Genomic DNA, 22,854 nt, shown 5'->3' with positions numbered 1-22,854 from the left:
TGCACACTCCGTCAAATATGACGTCATCCCACGATAGCAACCGTATCCAATGCTCATCTCGACGAGGAGATACTATGGCTCAGTTGCCTGACATTCTGATTCCCCAGGCGTACATCAATGGTCAATGGCACGCCGGAAGCCGCCGTTTTCCGGTGACGAACCCGGCTTCCGGCGAAACACTGGCCGACGTTCCCGACCTGGACGCCGATGACACGCGGAAAGCCGTTGCCGCGGCTGACGCAGCGTGGCCTGCATGGCGCAGGACCCCTGCCAAACAACGTGCCGCCCTATTGCGTACCTGGTTCAATGCCATCATGGCCCATCAGGAAGACCTTGCACGCCTGATGACACTCGAGCAGGGCAAGCCTCTAGCCGAATCCCGGGGGGAGGTCGGCTATGGCGCATCGTTCGTGGAGTTCTATGCCGAAGAAGCCAAACGCATCGCCGGTGAAACCCTCCCCAGTCATGGTGAAAACAAGCGCCTGCTGGTGTTTCGTGAATCGATAGGGGTCGTCGCGGCCATCACTCCCTGGAATTTTCCGCTGGCGATGATCACCCGCAAGTGTGCTCCGGCCATGGCCGCCGGTTGCCCCGTTGTGATCAAGCCCGCGGAAGCGACGCCATTGACTGCCCTGGCGCTGGCGGCCCTGGCCGAACAGGCTGGCATCCCGGCAGGGGTGCTGAATGTCGTGACGGCTCAGGATCCCAAAGCCATCGGTGACGTTCTGACCTCTGACCCCAGAGTACGCAAGGTATCGTTCACCGGTTCGACACCTGTCGGCAAGACACTGCTGGCTCAGTGTGCACAGACCGTCAAGAAGGCGTCGATGGAACTGGGCGGCAACGCACCGTTCATCGTCTTCGATGACGCCGACCTGGATGCTGCCGTGGAAGGCTCCATTGCTTCCAAGTTCCGCAACTCTGGACAGACCTGTGTATGTACCAACCGCTTCCTGGTCCAGTCACACGTCCATGACGCATTCGTTGACAAGCTCGCCAAACGCGTTGCTGAACTCAAGGTCGGCAATGGACTGGAAGACGGTGTTGTCCAGGGACCGTTGATCAATACGGCGGCGCTCGACAAGGTGCAGACACACATCAGTGATGTGCTGGACAAGGGAGGCAGACTGGTTTGCGGCGGCGAGCCACACCCGCTTGGCGGCACCTTCTTCCAGCCCACGGTACTTGCCGATGTCACTGACGACATGCGGGTCGCTACGGAAGAGACATTCGGTCCTGTCGCGCCGGTTTTTCGTTTCGAGACCGATGATGAAGCCATCGCCATGGCCAATGCCACCGAGTTCGGTCTGGCCGCCTATTTTTACGCTACCGATTACCGGCGTATATGGCATGTCATGGAAGGCCTGGAATATGGCATGGTAGCTGTCAATGAAGGGTTGCTTTCCACGGAATTGGCACCCTTCGGCGGAGTCAAGGAATCCGGGCTGGGTCGTGAAGGATCGCATCACGGCTTGGATGAATACACTGAGCTAAAATACGTCTGTATCGGCGGCTTATGAACGCCACTTCATTTCCTGGAAGGAGATTGACCATGAACAACGCCCAACTCAATGAACTCAAGCAGCGTTATGTCGCCAGCGGTGCCGCCAGTCCCGCTACCCAATTTGCCGATCGTGCCGAAAATGCCGAAATCTGGGATGCAGATGGCAACCGTTTCATCGATTTCGCCGGCGGTATCGGGGTACTCAACATCGGCCATCGACATCCCAAGGTCGTCGAAGCCGTCAAGGCCCAGCTCGACAAGGTCATGCATACCTGCCAGACGGTCATGCCATATGAAGGCTACGTCAAAGTGGCGGAAAAGCTCAGCCAGGTGACGCCAGTACGCGGCCACGCCAAGGTAATGCTCGCCAACTCGGGCGCCGAGGCACTGGAAAATGCCGTCAAGGTCGCGCGTGCCGCCACCGGCAAGAACAATGTGATCTGCTTTGACGGCGGCTACCACGGTCGCACGTTCATGACCATGGCCATGAACGGCAAGGTCGCCCCCTACCAGACCGATTTCGGCAGCATGCCCGGCAATGTCTTCCGCGCGCCCTACCCGGTGCCCTACCACGGCGTCAGCGAGGACGAAGCCCTGCGTGGCCTGAAGATGGCACTGAAGACCGATGCCAATCCCCGCGACACCGCCGCGGTCGTGATCGAGCCAGTACTCGGCGAAGGCGGTTTTTATGCCGCTTCCAGCAGCTTCCTCAAGGCGATTCGCGATATCTGCGACGAGCACGGCATGCTGATGATCGTCGATGAGGTTCAGTCCGGCTTCGGGCGTACCGGCAAACTGTTCGCTATCGAGTACAGCGGCGTGGAGCCGGACATCATGACCATGGCCAAGAGCATGGCCGATGGCATGCCGATCTCCGCCGTGGTCGGTACCGACAAGCACATGGATGCCTCCGGCGGAAACTCGTTGGGCGGCACGTATACGGGTAGCCCGGTATCCTGTGCAGCCACTCTAGCTGTCCTCGACGTATTCGAAGAGGAAAACATCCTCGAGAAGAGTCAGGCGTTGGGAGACAAGCTATCCAAGCGCTTTGCCCAATGGCAGCAGCATTTCGAGTGCGTCGACAACCCGCGCAACATGGGCGCCATGGCCGCCTTCGAACTGGTTTCCAGCAAAGCCGACCATACTCCCGATGCGGAACTGGCCGGTGCACTGTGCAAAAAGGCTCGTGAGAAAGGATTGATCCTGCTCTCCTGCGGAATGTACGGCAACACCATTCGTTTCCTGATGCCGGTGACGATTCAGGACGATGTACTCGAGGAAGGCTTGGGCATCATTGAAGACGCCTTGACAGAGCTGGTAGGTAAAAAGACGACTGCCACCGCCTGAACGACATCGTCACTGCCACCACAATGGCCCGGCAACGAGATGCCGGGCCATTGCCTTATGGATAGAGCAAAGCAACCGCTAACCGCTCTTGACTTTGGCGATGACCCACAGAAGGACCACAGCGCCCACCGTCGCGGTTACCAGCGAACCGATGAAACCGCCGGACGACAGACCTAGCAGGCTGAAAAGAAATCCGCCGACCACGGCACCAACGATACCGACGCCGATATTCCCGAGTATACCGAAACCGCCACCGCGCATGATATTACCGGCGATCCATCCTGCCAGCCCACCTATGATCAACCATGCAATCAATCCCATAGTTCACTCTCCTTTCATTCCTTTCAAAGATGCCCGCCATCCAGATGTCGTGATCAGAATGATGAGCCGGGTGCCTGCAAGAAATTCCGCTCTTCTGCCGTCGATTCGCGCCCCAGAATGGCATTGCGATGCGGATAACGTCCAAACCGGGCAATGATTTCCCGGTGCCGATGCTCAAAACGCAGATTCTCCTCCAGACCCGGCTGGTCGAACAAGCGCAGGGCCTCATCATGAATCAGTAACGATTCGCTATGCATGAACGGCATATAGAGAAAAGCCCGCTCCGCCGGTTCGAGGTGTCGATCCGCCTTGCGTGCCACCGATTCCTGAGCCAATACCAGGGCCTGGGGATCCTGAGCAAAGGCTCGCGGGGTGTCTCGATGAATATTTCTCGAAAACTGATCCAGGACCAGAATTTCCGCCAAACGCCCCTGGACAGATTGCCGCCACGGCCAGCACTCCCCTCTTATCGCCGCCTCGAGCGTTCCACTGAAACGCTCGGCGATTCTCTGATCCAGCGTGTCTTCCTTGGCAAACCACTGCGTTGGCGTGAGCTCCTCGAACCAGAATGACAGCACCTGCTGCGCGGTCAGATCTTCCATCATCGGATCCTCGATGAAACTATCCTGTAGCGAAGTATCGTCATCATGGCCTGACTCTCGCTTCGTGTCGAACCCTCAAGCGTTGACCTCGATCATGGCGGACATGGTCTCCCTCAATGTCAGACATTAGACGAAAGGTGTATGGAGGAATCGATTCAGCCGACTAGAATTCCCACGCCAGTCGTAAGTTTACGCAACTTTTACTCGGCAAAGCCGCGATAACGCCGCAAAAACCCATCCAACACTTGAAGGATAACGATACCATGCATGCCCTGACTCTGGCGTCGTTCCTGTTTTTCACCGGGCTGGTTGCTTTCATCACCTGGCGTATCACGCGACGGGACGATCACAAGAGCACCAGCGGCCTCTTCCTTGCCGGGCGCAGCCTGACATTCCCCCTGATCGCCGGTTCTCTACTGATGACCAACCTCTCCACGGAGCAGATGGTGGGGCTCAATGGATCGGCATTCACTGATGGCCTGAGTGTCATGGCCTGGGAAGTCGTCGCCGTTCTGGCATTGGTCGCTTTAGCCCTGTTTTTCCTGCCACGCTTTCTGCGCAGTGGCATCACGACAGTGCCACAACTGCTTCAAATTCGTTTCGATGGCGCGACTCAGTTAATCTGCAACATTATTTTTCTCATCGCCTATGCGGTGATTCTGCTACCGATCATTCTCTATTCGGGCGCTATCGGGCTCCAGGGAATGCTCGATCTCCAGGGGCTGACCGGTATCGAGTCCAATACCGTTCTACTATGGGGCACCGTGTGGCTGGTCGGTATCATCGGTTCCTTCTATGCCCTGTTCGGCGGTCTGCGTACGGTTGCTGTCTCCGACACCCTGAATGGCATCGGCCTATTGGTCGGCGGTTTCGTTATCGTCTATTTTGGCTTGCAGGCCGTCAGCGATGATGGTGGGCTGTTAGCTGGCTGGGACACGCTCAAGGAATCCAACCCGGAAAAACTCAACTCCATCGGTGGCAGTGACCAGCAAGTTCCCTTCTCGACCCTGTTCACGGGCGTGTTCCTGATCAATCTCTTCTACTGGACCACGAACCAGCAGATCATTCAGCGGACGTTCGCAGCCAAGAACCTGGCCGAGGGACAGAAAGGGGTGCTGCTGACCGGCTTCTTCAAGCTGCTCGGCCCGCTCTATCTGGTCCTGCCCGGCATCATTGCCTATCATCTGTACGCCGACCAGGGCATTCGCGCCGACGAGGCCTATGGCCACCTGGTCTTCAATGTACTGCCTCCCTACCTCACCGGCTTTTTCGCTGCCGTGATGGTTGGCGCCATCCTCTCGTCGTTCAACTCGGCGCTCAACAGTACCACGACGCTGTTCAGCATGGGTCTGTACAAGGGCGTGCTCAACAAGAATGCGTCCGAAGCACAGGTCGTCAAATCGAGCAAGATATTCGGTTGGATCATGGCCATCTCGTCGATGACCATCGCGCCTCTGTTGGCCGGCCAAGAGAGCCTGTTCGGCTACCTGCAGAAGATGAACGCCATCTACTTCATTCCCATCCTCGCCGTCGTGCTGGTCGGGTTACTGACCAAACGTGTTCCCGCCATGGGCGCGAAAGTCGGGCTGGTAGGCGGCTGCCTGCTGATCTTTGCGGGATATTTCATTCCGCCCTTCACCCTGCTTCCGGAGGTGATGAGCGAGTTCCACTTCGTCGCCAGTATCTTCGTATTGCTGGTGCTGGTCATGCTGTTGATCGGCAAGTTACGCCCGCGCGAAACGGAGTGGGTCCATGAAGACAGTGGTGCCGTCGACCTGACCCCCTGGAAAGGAGCCATACCCGCGGGGACCGTGCTGGTCATCCTGGTGATCACTATCTACGCCGCTTTCGCCGGATAACTCGACCACTCGATCACCAATTCCTCAGCGCCCTGCCCACCACGCAGGGCGCTTTTTTATCCTCATGACCTCATCGGTGGGATATGGGTCCTTGCAGATATGACCCCGAAGACTGAAACTTGGCGGGTTGCCATCAAGGATGATCGGGAGTCGTAGCATGCCTCTATCCGTTATGCTGCTGTCGTTATGCCAAGCCCTGCTGGTCAGCGGCAATATCCTGCTGATTGCGGTATCTCCGTTGATCGGTGCCGAGTTGGCGCCGACGTCCGCCTGGTCCACGGCACCGGTTGCCACCCAGTGGCTCGGGCTGATGTGCGCCACCATTCCCGCCTCATTGATCATGGCTCGACTGGGCCGCAAACGCGGCTTTGTACTCGGCAACATGATGGGGCTCATTGGTGTGGCGACGGCCATTCAGTCACTGGCCGGGGAGCATTTTTTCCTGTTCATGCTGGGGACCTGGTTGATCGGTATCGGCATCGGGTTCGGCCAGCTATATCGCTTCGCTGCGGTGGAAGCGGCCCCCGCCAAGCTACGCGACCGAGCCATCGGCCTGGTCATGGGAGGCGGTGTCCTCGCGGCCTTCTTCGGACCCTGGCTGGCCCGTACCAGTCGGGACATCGCGGATGTGCCCTTTTTAGGCAGTTTTCTGGGACTGGGCGTCTTGTATCTGACAGCGCTGGTGATTCTAGCGATGATACGGCTACCTGCGGTCGAGATCACCCACGGCGAAGGGGAGCCACGCCCATTAGGTGACATTCTCCGTCAGCCAGTATTCATCGTTGCTGTCGTCGCTGGGTTGATCGGCTATGGCGTCATGAACCTGGCCATGACAGCCACGCCATTGGCAATGGCCAATCAAGGTATGCACTTCGATCATGTCGCCACGACGATTCAATGGCACGTGCTGGCGATGTTCCTGCCGTCATTCATTACCGGGCATCTCACCGCGCGTTATGGCACGTCCCGCATGATCATCATCGGCTGCTTACTCCTTATCGCCTGTGCCGTGGTCGCTCAATTCGAGACAGGGGTTGCGGGATTTCATACGGCCTTGATCCTGCTGGGATTGGGCTGGAACTTTACGTTCCTGCCGGCTACCGGACTGCTCACCGAAGCGTATCGCCCCATCGAAAAAGCCCGGACCCAAGCGGCCAACGAGTTCCTGGTCTTCTCGACCGTGGCACTCACCGCCTGGCTGGCTGGCCCGTTGGTGGATCAATTGGGGTGGTCACTGCTCAACGCCTTGCTGATTCCGCTGTCGATGATGCCGATCGCCTTGTTGGCATGGCAACGGCTTGCCAGACAGCGCCAACACCCGCACATTAGTGGCTGATGACCACAGCGAACGGAATCAAGCTTGATGCGTCAGTCACTGGCCAATGAAATCAACGATCTGATCGAACGGGGCCGTGACCGCCAACTGCGTTTGGCAGTCACGGGGCTGTCGCGATCCGGCAAAACGGCCTTTCTCACCTCGTTGGTCAATCAACTTCGGCATGCCGGTCTCGAAGCCCGTCTCGATCTGTTGCCGGCGGCCCGCGAGGGGCGGCTACTCGGTGCCAAACGAATCGCTCAGAAGGATCTCGATGTGCCGCGTTTTCCCTATGACGAGGCGCTGGCAGCGCTCGATGGTACGCCGCCCCGCTGGCCCGAACCGACACGCGGTATCAGTGAACTGCGTTTGGCGATTCGTTACCGGCCGGCACGGCGAGGCCTGTTCAGCAATAACACACGAGAACTCAGTCTCGACCTGTTCGACTACCCCGGCGAATGGCTACTTGATCTGCCACTGTTGCAACACGACTACCTGAGCTGGAGTCAGAGTCAGACATTCGCCCACTCTCCCGAGCGTCGCGCATTGTTCGCCGACTGGCTCACTGCCATCGAAAATCTCGATCCGGCCGCTGAAGCCGACGAATCCCGATTGGCCGACATCGCCGCCCTCTATGCGAAGGGACTAGGCCATGCCCGCGAGGCCGGGTTCTCGAATCTGCAGCCGGGCCGTTTCTTGCTACCTGGAGATCTCGAGGGTGCGCCGGTTCTTCAGTTCTTCCCACTGCCAGCCGTCGCACAATCCGACCGCACGGTACTGGAGTCGTTACCCGAGTCCAGCATCTACCAAACACTGGTGCGACGCTACGACCACTATTTGCAACGTATCGTCAAACCGTTTTACCGAAACCATTTCCGCCACTTCGACCGTCAGATCGTACTGGTCGATGTCCTGGGCGCTCTCAATGCCGGCCCTGAGCGCTTCGAGGACCTGTCGCGGGCGTTAGGGACATTGATGCAGAGCTTCGCCTACGGCCAGCGACACTTGCTGTCGCGGCTGTTTTCTCCACGCATCGACCGACTGGCCATCGCCGCCACCAAGGCCGACCATGTCACACCGGAACAGCATGGCAATCTCGTCACCCTACTGGAAGCCCTGCTGGCCGAACCGCTGCGGGATCTGCATTTTGCCGATATCCCGGTCAAGGCTCTGTCCCTGGCCTCCATTCGCGCCACGCAACCCCAATCCGTCACGCAGGACGGACGACAACTGCCGGCGCTGCGTGGTACCACACTGGATGGCGAACCGTCACTGCTCTTTCCCGGTGATGTCCCACCCCAGTTGCCTGATGCTACCTTCTGGCAGCGTCAGGGATTCGCGTTCCGTGCATTTCGGCCGCTGCCGCGAAACAACGGTGTCCTGCCCCATATCCGTCTTGACACAGCGCTGGACTGGCTGCTCGGAGATAAATTGCAATGAGCGACAAGCGACATGACGCGCCTCGTCCAGCGCAACGCTTTGATATGAACGGTCAGAGCGATCGGCATCATCCGCAACATCCTCGCCCCCCCAGACACTTTGATCCCGGCACTCCTGCACAGGCCTTGCCAGACGAGGACCATACCGGGGAGGCAAGTGATGCCGCCGTCACCGACAGCCTTGCACGACCTCGGCGTCGACGCTGGGGCCTGATGATTCTGCTTGGCGGCAGTCTGGTGATGGGGGGTGTCGAATTGGGCCAGGGACTGTATGGTGCCACACTTGGTGGAGATTGGAGCAGCGGTGCCTGGAGTGCCCTCGGCCTGTTCGCACTGGGTCTGGGAGGAGTCGCGGTCGTTCGCGAGCTCTGGCGGCTTGCGCGACTACGCCGACATGTTCAGCTACGACAGCGTCTGGCAGACCTCGATGCCCACTCGCCCCAACGTGCCGCATCTCTGGCCGATACGCTCCGACGTCAATTGGGTCTGGATGACGATCACCCGCACTGGCAAGCCTTCCAACAAGCCCATCAGCCACATCACGATGGTGGGGAAATCCGGCACCTGCTCTCGCACCACCTGTTGGCGCCACGCGACCGGGAAGCACGACGACTCATCTCTCGCATGTCCGGTGATACGGCCATCATGGTGGCTGTAAGCCCGTTGACGCTGGTGGATATGACGCTGGTGGCCTGGCGCAATCTCGCCTTGATCGACCGTATTGCACGCCTCTACGGCCTGGAACTGGGGTATGCCAGCCGGTTGCGACTCTTTCGTGCCGTGCTCTACAACATGGCCTTCGCCGGTGCCAGCGAGATGGCCAGTGAAGCGGGCATGGAGGTGCTCTCCATGAACCTGGCCGGCAAGTTATCGGCCCGAGCAGGCCAGGGATTGGGCGTCGGTCTGCTTAGTGCCCGACTGGGGCTGCGCTGCGTTCAGCTAGCCCGCCCGTTGCCCTTCGAAGACGGCCAGTCGCCACGCATCAGCGATCTACGCCGGGAACTCTGGCAACGTCTACGGCGACTCGAGAGTGGCGAAAACAACAATGAGTCCCGCTCGACTTGATCTCGATCAAGGCATAACGCCTGTTATCGACTAGGCTACAGGAGAGATTCCAATGAATGAGGTATCCGTTATGTATCAGTCGATTCTAGTTGCCGTTGACGGCTCAGATAATTCACGCAAGGCTCTGGAGGTCGCCGCACAACTCGCGCAGGGCACGGCCTCCCTCACCATTCTTCATGTTCCCGAGACGCTGACGCATGGTGCGACCATGGTTTGGGGTATCGGCGCCGTCGACCTGCAAACCACGCCGGAAGAACATGATAAAATCGGCCAGGAAGTCGTCTCCAAAGCCGCCGATGCCGCCCGCGACATGGGGGTCACGAAGCTCGATACACGCGTCGAGCGAGGTGAGCCGGCACGTACCATTCTGCGCCAGGCCGAGAAACTGGGTGTCGATGCTATCGTGCTTGGCAGCCGTGGCCTGAGCGACCTGAGTGGCTTCGTCTTCGGCAGTGTCTCTCACAAGGTGACGCACGCAGCCAACTGCAGTGTCATAACCGTACGGTAAGTTCAGAGAAGCGCGAAGCGTCGCTCCAGTACCCGAGCGACTGACAGCTCGTCATGATGGCCGATATGCTCGGCATGTGGCACATGCCCGGCCAGTTCCGGATGAGCGTTGGCCATCACATGCGCTTCCCCGGCTACAGACAGCATCTCGGTGTCATTGAGATTGTCGCCGAATGCCAGGCAACGATCGGCAGACATGCCCAGTTTATCCAGCAAAGCGGCCAGTGCTCGCCCTTTATTGACGCCTTGGGCCATCACTTCCAGCGAATTCATCTGAGAATAGGTGATATGCAACCGTTCGCCATGACGAGTACGGATCGTCGTTTCGAGCTCCTTCAGTGATGCCGGGTCGCCAATGTAGAGCACCTTGCCGACCCTTTCTCCATCGAGCTCTTCAGGACTTGCGACCCGATAACCGAAGCCGGTATGCGCATGCAATGCCAACAGTTGAGGCGCTTCGGCATCGATCAACCAATCATCGTCGCGATACAGATTCAAACGTACACCGGGATCGCGTTGAAGCCCTATCAGGTCCCGGGCCAATTCACCATGCAGATGGTGAGACGATACCAACCGATCTTCGGGATCATGCACATAAGCGCCATTGGTACTGATCAAATGGACAGGAACCCCCAGGCGGTCGCGAAAGGCCAGCATGTCGCGAAAGTGGCGCCCTGAAGCGAAGGCGATCCGATGGCCCGCTTCAGCCAGTGCCTTGAGCGTTTCGATGGTACGTGGATGAAGATCGTGATCGGCGCCCAACAGGGTGCCATCGAGATCGGAAACGATAAGATGGGATGTCATGCCAGATCCTTTGTCACTCATTGACGCCTAGACTAACGGATATGATCGTATTCTGTCCGTATTGGCTATCTTGGAATTTTCAATGATCGATACCATCGATCGGTGAAAGTCACTGCAAAGGAGCAGCGATCCCCATGAAAACGCTGGTCATTGGCGCCAACGGTCAGATTGGTCGTCAATTCTGCGAAATCGCCCATCGCAACGGCCTGCCCTTACGGGCCATGATACGACATCCCAACCAGCAATCCTGGTTTCATGAGCGCGGTATCGAGACAGTGATCGCCGACCTGGAGGGCGACTTGCATCAAGCCTTCAACGGTTGCGACCAGGCCGTGTTCACGGCGGGCTCCGGTCCACATACCGGCCCGGACAAGACCCTGCTCGTCGACCTTTATGGTGCGATCCGGTGTATCGATCTGGCCGTTAATGCCAGTCTCGAACGTTTCCTCATGGTCAGTGCCCTGCGTGCCAGCGATCCATTGTCGGCACCTGAAAAATTACGGCCCTACATGGCAGCCAAGTTTGCAGCCGACGCCTACCTGCGTGCCGCCAGGATTCCGCATGTCATTCTCAAGCCGGGCCGTCTGACTGACGAAACTCCGACACGTCTAGTCAGCACGTCGCTGGCACATGCACCTGACAATACAGTGTCACGCGGGAATGTCGCGTACGCCCTCGCCCATCTGGCACAGACGCGCACTCTGAAAAATCGCGAATTCGACTTGCTCGATGGTGAATCGAATGTCGCCATGGCGCTGGTATAGTCATTCATGGCCACGCCATCATTGGCGATGGCGGTATGAATCCGTATAGTAATGACCCTATCCCTGCCAACTGAAAGTGTCCGATGCTGCAAAACAACGCGCTGCTTGCTCAGCTCAAGCAAGATATCCGCGATAACACGCCCCGCGTCGAAGGCGTGATCAAAGCTACTGAAAAAGGGTTCGGCTTTCTCGAAACCGATAATGGCGAATCCTATTTCGTCCCCCCTCCCGCCATGAAACAGGTGCTTCATGGAGATCGGGTCGAAGCGGTCGTCAAGGAGGAGGGAGACAAGACTTCCGTCGAGCCCGATACCCTGCTCGAGGCGGGGTTGGATCGCTTTATCGCTCGTGTGCAGAAACGCGAGGGCCGACTGGGAATCGTACCCGATCATCCTGCGTTCAAGCAGGCGCTCAAGGCCCGGATCAAGCGCGATATCGATGAAAACGCCATAGGTGACGGTGACTGGGTCGTCGCCCGTTTGGTACGTCATCCGCTCAAGCCCGACGACCGCGCCTTTTTCACGCAAATCGATGAACTCGTTGCCAAAAGTGACGATCCTGCCGTTCCCTGGCGTGTCACACTAGCCCGTCACGCTCTCGAACAAGCTTCCCCGGAAGCCGGCGACGATTGGCCTCTGCGCGACGAAGGACTGGATCGTGAAGACCTCACTGACGAGCCGTTCTTCACTATCGATAGCGAAAAGACGCGGGATATGGATGACGCCCTGCGCATCGACTCGCGGGCAGAGGGAGGATGGCGTCTGACCGTAGCCATCGCCGACCCGACGGCTTATGTCGAGGAAAACCATGCCATCGACCATGAAGCGCGCACTCGTGCGTTTACCGTCTATTTACCTGGGCAGAACGTTACCATGCTGCCGGAAGTGCTGGCCGACGATCTTTGCTCGCTCTGGGAGGGGTGCAATCGCCCGGTACTGGCGTGCGAACTGAATGTCGAAGCCGATGGCAGCCTCGGCGATTATCGCTTCTTCGCCGCTACCGCCCGATCGCATGCCAAGCTGGCATATGATGCGGTATCCGACTGGCTCGAGGGCCAGAGCGAGTGGGCGCCTGACACCACCATTGGCGAGCAGCTCAAGGCGTTGCGCGATCTGACGGAAGCCCGCACGGCCTGGCGCGAGGAGCACGCCCTGGTCTTCAAGGATCGCCCCGATTATGTTTTCGATCTCGATGAAGCCGGCAATGTCCTGAATATTCGCACTGAGGAACGCCGCATTGCTAACCGCATGATCGAAGAAGCCATGATCGCGGCCAATGCCTGCGGTGCTGATCTACTGGCCGACAAGATCGGACACGGTATCTTCAATGTGCATCGAGCCTTCGACCCGGAAAAGGCCGAAGCGGCCCACGAATTTCTGGCCGATCAGAATATCGAGGTCGAGCGAGAGGCGCTACTTGAGCTTCCCCGTTACCGTGAACTCAAGCGAGAACTGGAGAATCGCGAGGATCCCTGGCTGGACGCTCGGCTGCGCCGTTTCCAGGGATTCACCAGCATGTCGGCTCAACCGGGGCCGCACTTCGGTTTGGGATTGTCCGCCTACGCTACCTGGACCTCGCCGATTCGCAAATATGGCGATATGGTCAATCACCGTTTGATCAAGCGAGTGCTCAAAGGGGAAAACGCCCCGGCCGAAGCCAGCCAGTCGCTGACCGAACAATTGACCGAACGTCGTCGCCTGAATCGCATGGCCGAGCGTGATGTCAAGGACTGGCTCTATGTGCGCTATCTCGGGGACGCCGCCAAACAGCAGCAGGAATTCGATGCCGAGATCGTCGCCATCAACCGGGGCGGCCTGCGGGTGCGCTTGATCGACAATGGAGCAACGGCATTCGTTCCTGCCCCCTTGATCCACAGCGATCGCGACAAGGTCGTTATCGATGACAAGGAAGGGCGCGTGCAGGTCGAAGGGGAAGAGCGCTTCAAGTTAGGCGATGCCATTCGCGTGATATTGACCGAAGCGCGCGAGGACACGCGCTCTTTGGTGGCACGCCCGGCAGCTTGAGCGATCTTGCCAACGCCTGAACAGGCAGTGCCAGCACTGCCTGTTCGCTTTTCAGGCAAATCGACGTCGCTTCTCGGCAGTCCAGTCAACAGCAGGGCCTCGCAGGCCATGAGCACCTGCATAAGGCGCATATTGCGGCGGCTCCCAGCCTTCGAGAAGCGTATCATCCAGTTTGAATACCTCCACGCCGATGGGGTGACAGGTCGCTAGTGGATCACCGGCATTCGGCCCCCACAGGTCCACGGACAAATCGCCGCCCGGACAGCAGGACAAGGCACAGAGCAGATCGATTTCGGCAAAGAACTCGATGTAATCACCCTCGCGCGCTGGACAGGCTTTCATGAAATATTGATCGTCCTCGTTGAGGCCGGTGCACTGAAAGACATTGAGCACATCGTGCACATCGAACTCGGTCAGGCCGAAAGAGGCTACCGCCCGCACCAGATTGGAGTGACAGTGATGATCGAAGTCCTCACCGGTCAATAGCTTATTGACGTAGGGATCACAGCGGGTTCCCAACAGATCGTGCACGCGGCCGCCCTCCTCATCCACGCCGTAAGCCGACATAGTGTCGTCGATGATGGTGGCCATCGGCCGCAGATAAGGCAATGTCGACCATAGCCGGTCCCACGTGGAAACATGAGCCCGCTGGAGCTGACGCGTTCGTGATGCCCAGAAACGTTCGCGGGGATTGTGACGATGCCACAAGTTGAAATCACCGACCTGAGGCCCCTCCTGCGTCGATAGACGCAACACATGCCCCGCTGGCACTTCCCAGGCCAGTCCCTCACGGATGGGGACAGTCAGCGTCTCGACTCGCGTCCGGGCGGCGGGATAGGTCAGGCGGGAATAGAAATCTCGATCGACATCCAGTATCGATCCTCGGGACGCCTGATAGGCAGCAGGAACCTTCGCCATGACATTGTCTCGTTTCCAATGGTGGATCGGATCAGCGTAGCGGAAGATCGGTCAGGTCGCCTCAACGCTCAAACCACCGATCCGCGACGAAAAAGGGCACCCTGAGGTGCCCTTTGACAGTGCCTGTGCATGAAGCGTAACCGCGGCTCACCAGCCGGCTGCTTCCTTCAGCGCATCACCGATTTCCGCCAGCGAGCGGACGGTCTTGACGCCTGCAGATTCCAACGCACCGAACTTCTCGTCGGCAGTGCCCTTGCCTCCAGCGATGATCGCACCGGCATGCCCCATGCGTTTACCCGGAGGGGCCGTCACACCGGCAATATAGGCAACGACCGGTTTGGAGACGTTGGCCTTGATGAAGGCGGCAGCCTCTTCTTCCGCAGTACCCCCGATTTCACCGATCATGACGATCGCTTCGGTCTTGTCGTCCTTCTCGAACTTCTCGAGGATATCGATGAAGGTCGAGCCGGGGATCGGATCACCACCGATACCCACGCAGGTCGACTGGCCGAAGCCATGATCGGTGGTCTGCTTGACCGCTTCATAGGTCAAGGTGCCCGAACGGGATACGATACCGACTTTGCCCGACTTGTGAATATGGCCAGGCATGATGCCGATCTTGCACTCGTCCGGAGTGATGACGCCGGGGCAGTTGGGGCCGATGAGCTGAACACCCAGCTCGTCGCACTTCACCTTGACGTCGAGCATGTCCAGTGTCGGAATGCCTTCGGTAATGCATACGATCAGCTTGATGCCGGCATTGGCGGCTTCAAGGATAGAATCCTTGCAGAACGGCGCCGGAACATAGATGACGCTGGCTTCGGCCCCGGTTTCTTTCACCGCTTCCTTCACGGTGTTGAATACCGGCAACCCCAGATGCTCCTGGCCGCCCTTACCCGGCGTCACACCGCCGACCATCCGGGTACCATAAGCAATCGCCTGCTCGGAGTGGAAGGTCCCCTGTCCACCAGTGAAACCCTGGCAGATGACCTTGGTGTTCTTGTCGATCAAGATGCTCATTACTTGCCCTCCGCTGCCTTGACGACTTGCTGTGCCGCATCGGTCAAGCTGGTTGCAGCGATAATGTTCAAACCACTGGAAGCCAGTTTCTCGGCACCCAGCTCGGCGTTGTTACCTTCGAGACGCACCACGACAGGTACGTTGACGCCGACCTGCTCGACGGCACCGATAATCCCCTCGGCGATCATGTCACACCGCACGATACCACCGAAGATATTGACCAGAACGGCCTTCACGGAGGTGTCGGAAAGAATGATCTTGAAGGCTTCCGCCACACGCTCCTTGGTGGCACCGCCGCCCACATCGAGGAAGTTGGCCGGCTGACCGCCATTGAGCTTGATGATATCCATGGTACCCATGGCCAGGCCGGCACCATTGACCATACAGCCGATATTGCCGTCCAACGCCACATAGTTGAGATCCCACTCCTGTGCCTCGGCCTCACGCTGATCCTCCTGCGAGGGATCGCGCATGGCCTGCAGGTCGGGATGACGATAAAGCGCATTGCCATCCAGGTTGACCTTGGCATCGAGGCAGTGAAGATGGCCCTGCTCGGTAATCACCAGCGGGTTGATCTCCAGCAGCGCCAGATCCTTGTCATGGAACATCTTGGAAAGTCCCAGGAAGATCTTGGTGAACTGCTTGATCTGATCGCCCTTCAGACCCAGAGCGAAGGCCAGTTCGCGTGCCTGGTATGGTTGGGCACCCACCAGCGGATCGATCTCGGCCTTGAGGATCTTCTCCGGTGTTTCCTCGGCGACCTTTTCAATTTCGACACCGCCCTCAGTGGAGGCCATGAAGACCACACGACGCGTGCCACGATCGACAACGGCGCCCAAGTAAAGCTCATTGGCGATATCCGTGCAGTTCTCGACCAGGATCTTGGACACCGGCTGACCGTTCTCGTCGGTCTGGAAGGTGACCAGATTCTTGCCCAGCCACTGCTCGGCGAAGGCCTTGGCCTCCTCCGGGCTCTTGATCAGTTTGACGCCACCGGCCTTACCTCGACCACCGGCGTGGACCTGAGCCTTGACGACCCACATCTCGCCACCGATCTTCTTGCAGGCTTCGAGCGCCTCCTCGGGAGTGTCCACGGCAAAGCCCTTGGACACGGGCAGTCCATAATCGGCAAACAGTTGTTTGCTCTGATACTCGTGAAGGTTCATCGATTCATGCCATTGGTTGCATGTGATTCGAACGGCAATCCGGTACGCCATCGCTAAAGGATGCTCCCCAGATTGCCCCCGTCAGCTTCCGATACATGGCCGGAAGCGACGCGCCACCCGCAGGTGGCGCTTGTTGTTCATCGGTTACTTGCGCTTTTTGCGATTGGCCATGTGAATGGCATGACCATCGACCGCCAAGGCGGCTTCATGGATCGCCTCGGAGGTGCTCGGATGCGCATAGCAGGTCAGAGCGATATCTTCGGCACTGGAGCCGAACTCCATGGCAATCACGCCTTGCGCGATCAGTTCACCGGCGTGCTGACTGACGATATGCATGCCCAGGATGCGGTCGGTCTCGGCATCGGCAATCACCTTGGCGCTTCCTTCTGCTGCATTGTTGGCCAATGCCCGCCCATTGGCGGAGAAGGGGAAGGAGCCGGTCTTCACTTCAATACCAGCCGCCTTGGCATCCTGTTCGGTCATGCCGACCCAGGCGACTTCCGGTGACGTATAAATGACACAGGGGATGGCATCGTAATTCATCTCGGCTTTATGGCCGGCGATGATATCAGCCACCATCATGCCTTCTTCAGACGCCTTGTGGGCCAGCATCTGACCACGCACACAATCGCCGATGGCATAGACACCCGGGACACTGGTACGGCACTGGTCATCAACGAAGATGAATCCACGTTCGTCCAGATTGACACCGGCATCTTCACCCAGCAGGGCCTCGGTGTAGGGGCGACGTCCGACACAAACGATCAGCTTGTCGAACGTGATCTCCTTTTCACCTTCGGCATCGGCGTACTTGACAACCACTTCATTGTCCTTGATCTCGGACCCGGTAACACGCGTCCCGAGACGAATGTCCAGCCCCTGCTTCTTGAGCAGCTTCTGGGTCTCCTTGGCAATGTCCTTGTCGACCATGGGCAAAAAGGTGTCCATCGCTTCGAGCATGGTCACCTCACTACCGAGCCGGTTCCATACACTGCCCAGTTCCAAGCCGATGACACCGGCACCGATGACTCCAAGACGCTTGGGAACTTCTTCGAATTCGAGCGCGCCCGTCGAGTTGACGATCAACCCTTCCGTCAATGGTGTCGGAGGGATTTCCACCGGTACCGAACCAGAGGCGATGACGATATTGTCGGCTTCATAAGTCGCCTTTTCGCCATCATGACCGGTGACTTCAACCTGCTTGCTGGAAAGCACCTTGCCGCTGCCTTCCAGTGCCGTCACCCCATTGGCCTTGAACAGAGCGCTGATGCCTCCGACGTTCTTGGCAATCACCTGCTCCTTGAACTCATGCATCTTGGCAACGTTGGGCGTCGGCTCACCCACTTCGATGCCGATTTCATTGTAGTGATCACGCGCCTCGACGAACTTGTGCGACGTCTCCAGCAGCGCCTTGGAGGGAATGCACCCCACGTTCAGGCAAGTACCGCCATGGACGGTCTTGCCCTCCTTGTTGACCCACTTCTCGACACAGGCGGTCTTGAGCCCCAGTTGTGCTGCGCGAATGGCAGCAACATAGCCACCCGGGCCCGCGCCAATGACAATGACATCAAATTTATCGGCCATGAATGTGTTTCCTGTTTCGTCGGTTCGCGAGGAATACGTTGTGGAGCTTAGACGTCCAGCAACAAACGTGCCGGATCCTCTAGTAGTTCCTTGATCGTCACCAGGAACTGCACGGCGTCTTTGCCATCGATCATGCGGTGGTCATACGAAAGCGCCAGATACATCATCGGGCGAATTTCCACCTTGCCGTTCACCGCCATGGGACGCTCCTGGATCTTGTGCATCCCCATGATCGCCGTTTGCGGCGGATTGAGAATCGGCGTCGACATCAATGAGCCGAAGATACCTCCGTTGGTGATCGTAAAGGTGCCACCTTGCATCTCGTCGATGCCCAGCTTGCCATCGCGTGCACGCGTGCCGAAATCAACGATCTGCTTTTCGACATCGGCAACCTTCATGCTGTCCGTATCACGCAGCACCGGTACGACCAGTCCCCGGTCAGTGGATACCGCGACACCGATGTCCTGGTACCCGTGATAGACGATATCGGTACCATCGATCGACGCGTTGACATCGGGGAATCGCTTGAGCGCCTCACTCGATGCCTTGACGAAGAAGCCCATGAAACCCAGCTTGGTATCATGCTTCTTGAGGAAGGTGTCCTTGTATTGGGCACGCAGAGCCATGACCTCGGTCATGTCCACCTCATTGTAGGTGGTCAGCATGGCAGCCGTTTGCTGTGCCTGAACCAGTCGCTTGGCAATGGTCTGGCGCAGACGGCTCATCGGCACCCGCTTCTCAGGACGCTCACCCTCGACCGGTGGTGCAGCAGTTGCTGCCTGAGCAGGTGCTGATGCCGCTGGCTGTTGGGGTGCCGCTTTCTTGGCGCTGCCGTCCTTCACGGCCTTCTGGACATCCTCCTTGAGCACGCGCCCCCCTTTGCCGGTCCCCTCGATCTTGCTGACATCCAGATCGTGCTCGGCAGCCAGCTTGCGTGCAGCCGGGGCCAGAATCTTGTCTCCGACCTTCTCGGACTCGCCGCCACCGCTGCTGTCCGAGGTTGCTTCAGCGCTCGCTCCACTCGCTTCAGGTTTCGTGCTCGAAGCACCATCACCCGCGCCTTCTGCAAAGGTTGCCAGGACCTGTTCGGAGGTCACCTGACTGCCTTCTTCGACCTTGATTTCGCTCAACGCGCCATCAGCGGGTGCCACGACTTCCAACACCACCTTGTCGGTTTCGATTTCCGCCAGCACCTCATCACGCTTGGCGGCTTCGCCGACCTTTTTATTCCAACTCGCGACGGTACCTTCCTGGATCGACTCCGGGAACGTCGGCGCCTTGACGTCATGCGTCTGACCGGAGGCAGCCGGAGACTCGGGCTTGGCGTCGCCATCGCCTTTCTCTGCCTTGGTATCGGTCTGCTTATCTTCCCCCTTGGTGGCGGAACCTTCTCCCGCCGGCTTGTCCTCAGCGGCACCCAGCAGGCCAAGCACCTGCTCGGATGCCACAGTATCGCCTTCATTCGCCTGGATCTCGGTCAGTGTGCCGGCATCCGGCGCGACGACCTCCAGCACCACCTTGTCAGTCTCGATTTCGACGATCAGTTCGTCTCGCTCGACGCTGTCACCCGGCTTCTTGTGCCAAGCCGCTACGCTGCCTTCGGCAACGGATTCCGGAAAGGTTGGCGCTTTGATCTCGGTAGCCATGTCGTTTCCCTTGTGAGTTCTCTCTTCCCGATGAAGACGCTTTATGCATTGAAGGCGTCATTCACCAGTTGGCGCTGCTGTTCAACGTGAACGGACATATAGCCCGCTGCGGGTGCCGCTGACGCCGGACGTCCGGCAAATTTGAGCTCCTGCCCCAAGCCCTCGTGCAACATGTCGGCGACCATGCGCATGTGGTGCTGACTTTGGTACCACGCTCCCTGGTTAAGAGGCTCTTCCTGGCACCAGACCACTTGTTCGATGTTGGCATAGGCCTTGAGGGTCTCGAACAACTCCTCCTTGGGAAACGGATAGAGCTGCTCGATGCGGACAATCGCCGTATCGTCACGCTCGTTGTCGGTACGGTAAGTCGTCAGATCGTAATAGACCTTGCCGGAACACAGAATCACGCGTCTGACCGTTTCCGGGTCCAGCTTGCCTTGATCTGGCAAGACCATCTGGAATCGACCGTTGGCCAACTCATCCAGATTCGACGTCGCTTCCTTGTGGCGCAGCAGGCTCTTGGGCGACATCACCACCAGCGGCTTGCGCAATGGCCGGATGACCTGCCGACGTAGCAGATGGAATATCTGGGCCGGTGTCGTGGGTACACAGACCTGCATGTTGTGCTCGGCGCACAGCTGCAAGAATCGCTCGAGGCGCGCAGACGAGTGTTCGGGTCCCTGCCCTTCATAGCCGTGCGGCAACAGCATGGTCAAACCGCACAGGCGGCCCCACTTGGTCTCACCGGAAGATATGAATTGGTCGACCACCACCTGGGCGCCATTAAAGAAGTCGCCGAACTGGGCCTCCCAGATGATCAAGGCATTCGGTACCGTTGTGGCATAGCCATACTCGAATGCCAGCACCGCCTCTTCCGAAAGGAAGGAGTCGTGGATGGTGAAACGCGGCTGCCCATCCCTGATGTGCTCAAGCGGCACATAGGTACTGCCATCCTTCTGGTTATGCACGACCGCATGGCGATGGGAGAAGGTCCCACGACCACTATCCTGCCCGGTCAACCGGATCGGATGCCCCTCATCCAACAGCGTGGCATAAGCCAGAGTCTCGGCAAATCCCCAGTTGACCGCCATCCCCCCGGCCAGCATCTTGCGGCGATCTTCATAAATCTTCGCCACCTGGCGCTGGGTCTGTACGCCGTCGGGGATCTCGCACATCCGTGTCGCAAGCTGCTGCATGCGCTTCATGTCGACCGTGGTATCGGCATTGCCGGTCCATTCGTGGCCGAGATAAGGAGTCCAGTCGACAAACAACGACTTGTTGGGCTCCTTGACCAGGGCATTGGCCACATGGTTTCCCGCCATCAAGTCTTCACGATATTGATCGATCAGCGCCTTGGTGTCATCTTCGGAAAGCACACCATCTTCGGCCAGACGTTTGGCATACAAGGCACGCGATGACGGGTGATCCTTGATCTTCTGGTACATCATCGGCTGAGTACCGGAAGGCTCATCGGCTTCATTGTGACCCCGGCGACGATAGCAAACCAGATCGATCACCACGTCCTTCTGGAATTGCTGGCGATAATCCAACGCCACCTGAGTGGCATGCAGGATGGCATCCGGATCATCACCGTTCACATGGAAAATCGGTGCCTGCACCATCTTGGCGATATCGGTGCAGTATTCAGTGGAGCGCGTATCCTGCGGATGCGATGTCGTGAACCCGACCTGGTTGTTGATGATGATATGCACCGTACCACCGGTCCGATAAGCGCGGGTCTGGGACATCTGAAATGTCTCCATGACCACACCCTGGCCGGCAAAAGCCGCGTCACCGTGCACGTTGATCGGCAACACCAGGGTTCCATCGGCGTCTTCACGACGGTCCTGTCGAGCTCGCACCGAACCTTCGACCACCGGCGAGACGATCTCGAGGTGCGAGGGGTTGAACGCTAGCGCCAGGTGGACTTCGCCACCCGGTGTCATGACATTCGAACTGAAGCCCTGATGGTATTTGACGTCCCCCGAACCCTGCTCGATGACTTTCTTGCCATCGAATTCCTCGATCAGCTCGGAAGGGCTCTTACCCAGAATATTGACCAGCAGGTTCAGACGTCCGCGGTGAGCCATACCGATGACGACTTCCTTGGTCCCATAACCGCCGGAACGCTGGATCAATTCATCCATCATGGGAATGAAGGTTTCGCCACCTTCCAGACCGAACCGCTTGGTGCCAGGATATTTCGAGGCCAGGTAGCTCTCCAGGCCTTCCGCTGCTGTCAGACGTTCGAGCAGATGTTTACGCACTTCGTCACTGAATTTCGGCTTCGAGCGCACTGACTCGAAGCGCTGCTGAAGCCAGCGTTTCTCATCCGTATTGACGATGTGCATGAACTCACAGCCAATCGAGCGGCAGTAAGTATGCTCGAGCGCTTCAACGATCTCCTTGAGGGGGGCCTTATCCTTGCCCAGGAATAGAGAGCCGGTCTGAAACTCGGTATCCAGGTCGGCTTTCGACAACTGGTGGAAGGAGAGGTCGAGATCGGGGACGGGATTCTGACTACGCAGATTCAGCGGATCGATGTCGGCCTTTTGATGGCCACGGAAGCGATACGCATTGATCAGCTGGAGAACTCGGACCTGTTTCCGGCTTTCCTCGTTATCAACAGGTGCAGCTGCGTGTGTCGTACGTTGATTCTGGCCTAGCTGGTAGAATTGTTCGCGGATCGGGCCGAGTGGAACATCGTAGGAAGCGCTGCCTTCCGGGCGCGGTAATCGGTCGAAGTAGTTGCGCCATTCGTCGGGGACAGCATTGGGATCGACGAGGTACTGTTCGTAAAGCGCCTCCACATAATGAGCGTTTCCGCCGCTCATGTGTGATGTGCGCCACATCAACTCCATTATGCCTTGTTGCATCTCTCGGTCACCCTGCACTGATGGGGTGTTATCGGGGCTGGATACGAGTTGCCGTTCCAGCTCTGGTGATGCCCTGCCGGCTCGGGCGGTCAT

Annotated in this window: 18 protein-coding genes; 9 read left to right on the top strand and 9 right to left on the bottom strand. The window is 58.3% G+C overall.

What is annotated here, in order from left to right; genetic code table 11:
• The first annotated feature begins 74 nt into the window (after positions 1 to 74).
• Complete coding sequence (locus tag BLW01_RS14295) at positions 75 to 1,520, top strand: NAD-dependent succinate-semialdehyde dehydrogenase (protein WP_092570890.1); 1,446 nt, start codon at positions 75 to 77, stop codon at positions 1,518 to 1,520.
• 32 nt (positions 1,521 to 1,552) lie between these two features.
• Positions 1,553 to 2,851, top strand: coding sequence for a 4-aminobutyrate--2-oxoglutarate transaminase (gene gabT / locus BLW01_RS14290; protein WP_092570888.1), 1,299 nt, complete (start codon positions 1,553 to 1,555; stop codon positions 2,849 to 2,851).
• Between the two features lie 78 nt (positions 2,852 to 2,929).
• On the opposite strand, the gene BLW01_RS14285 is transcribed toward gabT, so the two are convergent.
• Together BLW01_RS14285 and BLW01_RS14280 are read right to left on the bottom strand one after the other, a co-directional pair.
• A complete protein-coding gene (locus tag BLW01_RS14285) occupies positions 2,930 to 3,172 on the bottom strand; it encodes a GlsB/YeaQ/YmgE family stress response membrane protein (RefSeq protein ID WP_092570886.1) in 243 nt (80 codons plus the stop codon).
• A gap of 53 nt (positions 3,173 to 3,225) precedes the next feature.
• Positions 3,226 to 3,774 (bottom strand): DUF924 family protein, encoded by a 549-nt coding sequence (locus tag BLW01_RS14280; RefSeq protein WP_092571231.1) that lies wholly within the window; start codon positions 3,772 to 3,774, stop codon positions 3,226 to 3,228.
• A 263-nt stretch (positions 3,775 to 4,037) separates the two neighbouring features.
• On the opposite strand from BLW01_RS14280, the gene BLW01_RS14275 reads away from it, so the two are divergent.
• The 5 genes from BLW01_RS14275 to BLW01_RS14255 all read left to right on the top strand — a co-directional run bounded on the left by BLW01_RS14275 (position 4,038) and on the right by BLW01_RS14255 (position 9,960).
• Positions 4,038 to 5,633 (top strand): solute:sodium symporter family transporter, encoded by a 1,596-nt coding sequence (locus tag BLW01_RS14275; protein ID WP_092570884.1) that lies wholly within the window; start codon positions 4,038 to 4,040, stop codon positions 5,631 to 5,633.
• Positions 5,634 to 5,790: 157 nt separating this feature from the next.
• Positions 5,791 to 6,969, top strand: coding sequence for an MFS transporter (locus tag BLW01_RS14270; RefSeq protein WP_092570882.1), 1,179 nt, complete (start codon positions 5,791 to 5,793; stop codon positions 6,967 to 6,969).
• Positions 6,970 to 6,996: 27 nt separating this feature from the next.
• On the top strand, positions 6,997 to 8,388 hold the full coding sequence (locus tag BLW01_RS14265) for a YcjX family GTP-binding protein (protein WP_092570880.1): 1,392 nt from the start codon (positions 6,997 to 6,999) through the stop codon (positions 8,386 to 8,388).
• Entirely contained in the window at positions 8,385 to 9,452 is a 1,068-nt protein-coding gene (locus tag BLW01_RS14260; protein WP_092570878.1) for a YcjF family protein, read from the top strand. Before BLW01_RS14265 ends, BLW01_RS14260 begins: the two co-directional genes overlap by 4 nt.
• 52 nt (positions 9,453 to 9,504) lie before the next feature.
• Positions 9,505 to 9,960, top strand: a complete 456-nt coding sequence (locus tag BLW01_RS14255; protein ID WP_229806468.1) for a universal stress protein — start codon at positions 9,505 to 9,507, stop codon at positions 9,958 to 9,960.
• A gap of 2 nt (positions 9,961 to 9,962) precedes the next feature.
• Here BLW01_RS14255 and BLW01_RS14250 read toward each other — a convergent pair whose 3' ends face one another.
• On the bottom strand, positions 9,963 to 10,763 hold the full coding sequence (locus tag BLW01_RS14250) for an HAD family hydrolase (protein WP_092570876.1): 801 nt from the start codon (positions 10,761 to 10,763) through the stop codon (positions 9,963 to 9,965).
• 134 nt (positions 10,764 to 10,897) lie between these two features.
• Here BLW01_RS14250 and BLW01_RS14245 point away from each other — a divergent pair, with 134 nt between their 5' ends.
• Positions 10,898 to 11,527: an SDR family oxidoreductase gene (locus BLW01_RS14245; protein WP_092570874.1), complete on the top strand. Its 630-nt coding sequence runs from the start codon at positions 10,898 to 10,900 to the stop codon at positions 11,525 to 11,527.
• Between the two features lie 83 nt (positions 11,528 to 11,610).
• The gene (locus tag BLW01_RS14240; RefSeq protein ID WP_092570872.1) at positions 11,611 to 13,551 is read left to right on the top strand and encodes an exoribonuclease II; all 1,941 of its coding nucleotides are present in this window, start codon (positions 11,611 to 11,613) and stop codon (positions 13,549 to 13,551) included.
• A gap of 51 nt (positions 13,552 to 13,602) precedes the next feature.
• Here BLW01_RS14240 and BLW01_RS14235 read toward each other — a convergent pair whose 3' ends face one another.
• The 6 genes from BLW01_RS14235 to BLW01_RS14210 form a co-directional block, all read right to left on the bottom strand.
• Positions 13,603 to 14,469, bottom strand: coding sequence for an urea carboxylase-associated family protein (locus BLW01_RS14235; RefSeq protein WP_092570870.1), 867 nt, complete (start codon positions 14,467 to 14,469; stop codon positions 13,603 to 13,605).
• Positions 14,470 to 14,616: 147 nt separating this feature from the next.
• On the bottom strand, positions 14,617 to 15,489 hold the full coding sequence (gene sucD, locus BLW01_RS14230; RefSeq protein ID WP_092570868.1) for a succinate--CoA ligase subunit alpha: 873 nt from the start codon (positions 15,487 to 15,489) through the stop codon (positions 14,617 to 14,619).
• Positions 15,489 to 16,655 carry an ADP-forming succinate--CoA ligase subunit beta gene (sucC, locus tag BLW01_RS14225; protein ID WP_092571227.1) on the bottom strand — a complete coding sequence of 389 codons (1,167 nt, stop codon included), beginning with the start codon at positions 16,653 to 16,655 and terminating at the stop codon, positions 15,489 to 15,491. Before sucC ends, sucD begins: the two co-directional genes overlap by 1 nt.
• Positions 16,656 to 16,799: 144 nt before the next feature.
• On the bottom strand, positions 16,800 to 18,239 hold the full coding sequence (gene lpdA, locus BLW01_RS14220; protein ID WP_092570866.1) for a dihydrolipoyl dehydrogenase: 1,440 nt from the start codon (positions 18,237 to 18,239) through the stop codon (positions 16,800 to 16,802).
• 47 nt (positions 18,240 to 18,286) lie between these two features.
• Positions 18,287 to 19,885 (bottom strand): 2-oxoglutarate dehydrogenase complex dihydrolipoyllysine-residue succinyltransferase, encoded by a 1,599-nt coding sequence (odhB, locus tag BLW01_RS14215; protein WP_092570864.1) that lies wholly within the window; start codon positions 19,883 to 19,885, stop codon positions 18,287 to 18,289.
• A 41-nt stretch (positions 19,886 to 19,926) separates the two neighbouring features.
• Entirely contained in the window at positions 19,927 to 22,761 is a 2,835-nt protein-coding gene (locus BLW01_RS14210) for a 2-oxoglutarate dehydrogenase E1 component (RefSeq protein WP_092571225.1), read from the bottom strand.
• Positions 22,762 to 22,854 lie beyond the last annotated feature (93 nt).

The sequence above is a fragment of the Aidingimonas halophila genome (genome assembly GCF_900106955.1).
Classification (GTDB): Bacteria; Pseudomonadota; Gammaproteobacteria; order Pseudomonadales; family Halomonadaceae; genus Aidingimonas; species Aidingimonas halophila.
This window is presented reverse-complemented; position numbering and strand designations above follow the sequence as displayed.

Bases quoted from the DNA above. Each gene is read 5' to 3' on its own strand.
- BLW01_RS14295 (WP_092570890.1), top strand. From the start codon at position 75: ATGGCTCAGTTGCCTGACATTCTGATTCCCCAGGCGTACATCAATGGT.
- gabT (WP_092570888.1), top strand. From the start codon at position 1,553: ATGAACAACGCCCAACTCAATGAACTCAAGCAGCGTTATGTCGCCAGC.
- BLW01_RS14285 (WP_092570886.1), bottom strand. From the start codon at position 3,172: ATGGGATTGATTGCATGGTTGATCATAGGTGGGCTGGCAGGATGGATC.
- BLW01_RS14280 (WP_092571231.1), bottom strand. From the start codon at position 3,774: ATGGAAGATCTGACCGCGCAGCAGGTGCTGTCATTCTGGTTCGAGGAG.
- BLW01_RS14275 (WP_092570884.1), top strand. From the start codon at position 4,038: ATGCATGCCCTGACTCTGGCGTCGTTCCTGTTTTTCACCGGGCTGGTT.
- BLW01_RS14270 (WP_092570882.1), top strand. From the start codon at position 5,791: ATGCCTCTATCCGTTATGCTGCTGTCGTTATGCCAAGCCCTGCTGGTC.
- BLW01_RS14265 (WP_092570880.1), top strand. From the start codon at position 6,997: ATGCGTCAGTCACTGGCCAATGAAATCAACGATCTGATCGAACGGGGC.
- BLW01_RS14260 (WP_092570878.1), top strand. From the start codon at position 8,385: ATGAGCGACAAGCGACATGACGCGCCTCGTCCAGCGCAACGCTTTGAT.
- BLW01_RS14255 (WP_229806468.1), top strand. From the start codon at position 9,505: ATGAATGAGGTATCCGTTATGTATCAGTCGATTCTAGTTGCCGTTGAC.
- BLW01_RS14250 (WP_092570876.1), bottom strand. From the start codon at position 10,763: ATGACATCCCATCTTATCGTTTCCGATCTCGATGGCACCCTGTTGGGC.
- BLW01_RS14245 (WP_092570874.1), top strand. From the start codon at position 10,898: ATGAAAACGCTGGTCATTGGCGCCAACGGTCAGATTGGTCGTCAATTC.
- BLW01_RS14240 (WP_092570872.1), top strand. From the start codon at position 11,611: ATGCTGCAAAACAACGCGCTGCTTGCTCAGCTCAAGCAAGATATCCGC.
- BLW01_RS14235 (WP_092570870.1), bottom strand. From the start codon at position 14,469: ATGGCGAAGGTTCCTGCTGCCTATCAGGCGTCCCGAGGATCGATACTG.
- sucD (WP_092570868.1), bottom strand. From the start codon at position 15,489: ATGAGCATCTTGATCGACAAGAACACCAAGGTCATCTGCCAGGGTTTC.
- sucC (WP_092571227.1), bottom strand. From the start codon at position 16,655: ATGAACCTTCACGAGTATCAGAGCAAACAACTGTTTGCCGATTATGGA.
- lpdA (WP_092570866.1), bottom strand. From the start codon at position 18,239: ATGGCCGATAAATTTGATGTCATTGTCATTGGCGCGGGCCCGGGTGGC.
- odhB (WP_092570864.1), bottom strand. From the start codon at position 19,885: ATGGCTACCGAGATCAAAGCGCCAACCTTTCCGGAATCCGTTGCCGAA.
- BLW01_RS14210 (WP_092571225.1), bottom strand. From the start codon at position 22,761: ATGCAACAAGGCATAATGGAGTTGATGTGGCGCACATCACACATGAGC.